The 4,168-nt window shown below is 73.8% G+C and carries 3 protein-coding genes and 2 pseudogenes; 4 read left to right on the top strand and 1 reads right to left on the bottom strand.

What is annotated here, in order from left to right:
- Positions 1 to 695, top strand: a pseudogene (locus AOK01_RS40145) (cobyrinate a,c-diamide synthase); the annotation flags it as partial.
- 26 nt (positions 696 to 721) lie between these two features.
- On the opposite strand, the gene AOK01_RS40140 reads toward AOK01_RS40145, so the two are convergent.
- Positions 722 to 1,450 (bottom strand): ZIP family metal transporter, encoded by a 729-nt coding sequence (locus AOK01_RS40140; protein ID WP_055520593.1) that lies wholly within the window; start codon positions 1,448 to 1,450, stop codon positions 722 to 724.
- A gap of 115 nt (positions 1,451 to 1,565) precedes the next feature.
- Here AOK01_RS40140 and AOK01_RS40135 point away from each other — a divergent pair.
- From AOK01_RS40135 to cobC, 3 genes and pseudogenes are all read left to right on the top strand, one after another.
- Positions 1,566 to 1,952, top strand: a pseudogene (locus AOK01_RS40135) (cobalamin biosynthesis protein); the annotation flags it as partial.
- A gap of 181 nt (positions 1,953 to 2,133) precedes the next feature.
- Positions 2,134 to 2,940 (top strand): sirohydrochlorin chelatase, encoded by an 807-nt coding sequence (locus AOK01_RS40130; RefSeq protein WP_079104123.1) that lies wholly within the window; start codon positions 2,134 to 2,136, stop codon positions 2,938 to 2,940.
- A partial coding sequence (gene cobC / locus AOK01_RS40125) for an Rv2231c family histidinol phosphate aminotransferase CobC (protein ID WP_107100048.1) occupies positions 2,930 to 4,168 on the top strand: 1,239 nt, incomplete at its 3' end. The genes AOK01_RS40130 and cobC, both read left to right, overlap by 11 nt.

The following is a 4,168-nucleotide window of genomic DNA, read 5'->3' as shown; positions in this document are numbered from 1 at the left end:
CCGCCCCCAGACCCCCGGATCGGCCTGAACGGCCTCGTCCTCAAACGCCGGACGGGCTGGATGTGCCGGAGCCGGCCTTCCAGGTGCCGGAGAGGCCCCGAGTCGCCGTTGCCGGTGGGGCCGCCTTCACCTTCGCCTATGCCGAGCATGCCGAGTTGCTGGCCGCCGCCGGGGCCGAGGTCGTGACGTTCGATCCGTTGCGGGACGAGCAACTGCCGGACGGGACCCGGGGGTTGGTCATCGGGGGTGGGTTTCCCGAGGTGTTCGGGCCCGAGTTGTCCGCCAACGAGCCGCTGCGCAAGGCCGTGGCCGTGCTCGCCGAGAGCGGGGCGCCGGTCGCGGCCGAGTGCGCCGGGCTGCTCTATCTCTCCCGTGAGCTCGACGGGCTGCCGATGTGCGGGGTCATCGACGCCGAGGCACGGATGGACGCACGGCTGACGCTCGGGTACCGGGATGCCGTCGCGGTGTCCGACAGTGTGCTGGCCGAGGCGGGCAGCCGGCTGCGGGGCCACGAGTTCCACCGGACCGTCGTGGAGCCCGGGGCGGGTGCGGTACCCGCATGGGGGCTGCGTACTCCGGCTCGGCGGGTCGAGGGCTTCGTACAACGCGGTGTGCACGCGAGTTATCTGCACACCCATTGGGCGGCCTCTCCCGGTGTCGCCCGCAGGTTCGTGGAGAGGTGTGCCTGGCCATGAGCGACCGGCTCCTCGCCTCACTCAGCTCACTCCGCGATGCCCACGACCAGCCAGATGAAGGCCACTCCGGCGAACGTGCACAGCAGCGTGGAGCGGGCGGCGTGTTCGTGGTGGGCCTCGGGGAGGATCTCGGCCGCGGCGAGATAGAGGAGCGCGCCGCCGAAGAAGCCGAGGTACCCGCCGAGCAGATGCTCGGGGAGGGTGAACAGCAGCGTCGAGGCCGCGCCGGCCACGGGGGCCGCCGCGTCCGCGACCAGCATCGCGACCGCCTTGCGGCGGGCGTTCCCGTACAGGGTCGTGATCGTGTACGTGTTGAAGCCGTCCGCGAAGTCATGGGCGATCACCGCGACCGCCACGGCGGCGCCCATGCCGCCGCCCACCTGGAAGGCCGCACCGATCGCCACACCGTCCATGGCGCTGTGCCCGACCATCGCGGCGGCGGCCGTCAGGCCCACCTCGGGCGTGCGGCCGTCGTGTTCCCCGCCGCCGTGCGCGGCCTGGCGCCCGGCGAGGAGCCGCTCCACCATGTGCGCCAGGAGGAAGCCGGCCACGAACAGCAGCAGCGCGGCCGGTACGCCGAAGATCTCCTCGCCCGCCGCGCCGAGTGCCTCCGGCAGCAGGTCGAGGCCGACGACGCCCAGCATCAGGCCGCCGGCCAGGCCGAGTACGAGGTGGCGGCGGTCGGTGACGCGTTGCGCCGTCCAGCCGCCGGCCAGCGTCATGAGGAACGCGCCGAGCGCGACGAACACCGCCATACGCCCTTGCTATCCGATCAACCCGCCTTCACGCACGTCCGCCGCACGCCCGGGCCCCCACGGCTTCCGGAAAGGACCCCTTTCCATGGCTGACGCAGCCGACGCGGAGCCCGCGGTCGTCCGCCGGCCGCCGTTCCTCGTCGTCGGTGTCGGCGCCTCCGGAGGGGTCCCGGTCGACGAGGTGCTCGCACTCGTCGAGGATGCTCTGCGGGATGCCGGGCTGTCCGCGAGGTCCGTCGCGGAACTCGCCACTGTCGACTCGAAGGGTGACGAGCCCGGCATTCTCGGGGCGGCCGAGCGGCTCGGGGTGCCCGTGGTGACGTACACCGCCGAGGAGTTGGCGAAGGTCGACGTGCCGAACCCCTCGTCCGCGCCGCTCGCCGCCGTCGGCACTCCCTCGGTCGCCGAGGCCGCGGCGCTCGCCCGCGGCGGTGAACTCCTCGTCCCCAAACGCAGGTCGGCCGCACGCCCCGCGATGGCTACCTGCGCGGTCGTACGCCGACTGGTGGCCGTGGGCGACACGGTGACCCGTGGGATCGCCGGCCGTATCGTGGCGCCGGGCGGCCACCACCGGCATGAGGAGCCCGAGTGAGCCGGACCACCCATCAGGCACCCGTCAGATCAGACATCCATCAGGTACCCGTCAGGCATCCGTCATCGGTCAGCCATCCCGAGGAGACACCGTGACCACCCCCGCCCCCGCCCTGCTGATCGCCGGACACGGCACTCGGGACGACGCCGGAGCCGAGGCGTTCCGCGACTTCGTCCGGGAACTGGGCCGCCGCAACCCGGGGCTGCCCGTGGCGGGCGGCTTCATCGAGTCCTCCCCGCCGCCGCTGGGCGACGCGGTGACCGCCCTGGCCGACCAGGGAGTGAGCCGGTTCACCACAGTTCCGCTGATGCTCGTGTCCACCGGGCGCGCCGAGGGCGAGCTCCCGGCCGCGCTGGCTCGCGGGACGGAGCGGCACGCCGGGATCGCGTACACGTACGGGCGTCCGCTGGGCCCGCACCCCGCGCTCCTCTCCGTGCTGGAGCGGCGGCTCGACGAAACGCTCGGCGGGCCGGTGCGCACACCGCGGGACCGGGCCGAGGTGACCGTGCTGCTCGTGGGGCGCGGCTCGACCGACCCGGACGCCAACGCGGAGGTGCACAGGGCGGCGCGGCTGCTGTGGGAGGGGCGCGGTTACGCGGGTGTGGAGACGGCGTTCGCGTCGCTGGCCGCGCCGGACGTACCGTCGGGCCTGGACCGCTGTGTACGGCTCGGTGCGCGGCGGATCGTGGTGCTCCCCTACTTCCTGTTCAACGGCGTCCTCCCGGACCGGGTCCGGCTGCAGACCGAGGGCTGGGCGGCGGCTCATCCGGAGGCCGAGGTGCTCTCCGCCGATGTCATCGGGCCGGAGCCCGAGCTGTTCGATCTCGTCATGGACCGTTACCGGGAAGCCATCGAGTACCACCACCACGACAACCCCGCACACGCCCATGCGCACTGACAACGACAGCAACGGCGACAGAGACGGCAGAGACCGCGGAGACCGCACGGGCAGCAAGGACGGCGAGGTCGACGAGCACCGGGCAGCCGAGCGCGCGCGGACGCCAGGCCGTGCGCACAACCAGGCACACGGCCATGCGCACGGCCAAGCGCACGATCTGCGGCACCACGGCGACGCCGAGGTGCGCGACGACGGCTCGGCGCTCGTCGACCTCGCCGTCAACGTCCGGGCCGGCACTCCACCGGACTGGCTGCGCGGCCACATCGCCGACTCGCTGGGCGGGCTGGCCGCCTACCCGGACGGGCGGGCAGCGCGGGCCGCGGTGGCGGCACGGCACGGACTGCCGGTGGAACGGGTGCTGCTCACGGCCGGGGCCGCCGAGGCCTTCGTACTGCTCGCCCGGTCCCTGAAGGCCCGTCACCCTGTCGTCGTACACCCGCAGTTCACCGAGCCGGAGGCGGCGCTGCGGGACGCGGGGCACACCGTGGACCGGGTTCTGCTCCGGCCGCAGGACGGGTTCCGGCTCGATCCCTCGGCCGTCCCCGAGGACGCGGACCTGGTCGTGATCGGCAACCCGACCAATCCCACCTCCGTCCTCCATCCGGCGCGCCTGATCGCCGAACTCGCACGTCCTGGGCGGACGTTGGTGGTCGACGAGGCGTTCATGGACGCGGTGCCGGACGAGCGGGAGGCGCTCGCGGGGCGGACGGACGTGCCGGGGCTCGTGGTGCTGCGCAGCCTCACCAAGACGTGGGGGCTCGCGGGGCTGCGGATCGGTTACGTGCTCGCGGCCCCCGAGACGGTCGTCGAACTCGAACGCGGCCAGCCGCTCTGGCCGGTGTCCACTCCCGCGCTGGCCGCCGCCGAGGCCTGTATGACACCGAGAGCCCTCGCCGAGCAGGCGCAGGCGGCCCGCAGGGTCGCCACGGACCGGGCCCATCTGGTCGCCGGGCTCAAGGAGTTCGCGTCCGACGGGGTCCGTGTCGCGGAGCCCGCGGAGGGGCCCTTCGTCCTCGTCGGGCTGCCCGGGGCGGCGGCCGTGCGGGCCCGGCTGCGCGGGCTGGGCTTCGCGGTACGGCGCGGCGACACGTTCCCGGGGCTCGACGAGACCTGGCTGCGGCTGGCGGTGCGTGACCGCACCACGGTCAACCGCTTCCTCCAGGCCCTGGACCAGGCGCTGAGCCTGACCGGCGGTTCGACGGGGCGGGGGGCTTGGGGGGCTTGGGAC

This window comes from Streptomyces aurantiacus (genome assembly GCF_001418335.1).
GTDB classification, from domain to species: Bacteria; Actinomycetota; Actinomycetes; order Streptomycetales; family Streptomycetaceae; genus Streptomyces; species Streptomyces aurantiacus.
This window is presented reverse-complemented; position numbering and strand designations above follow the sequence as displayed.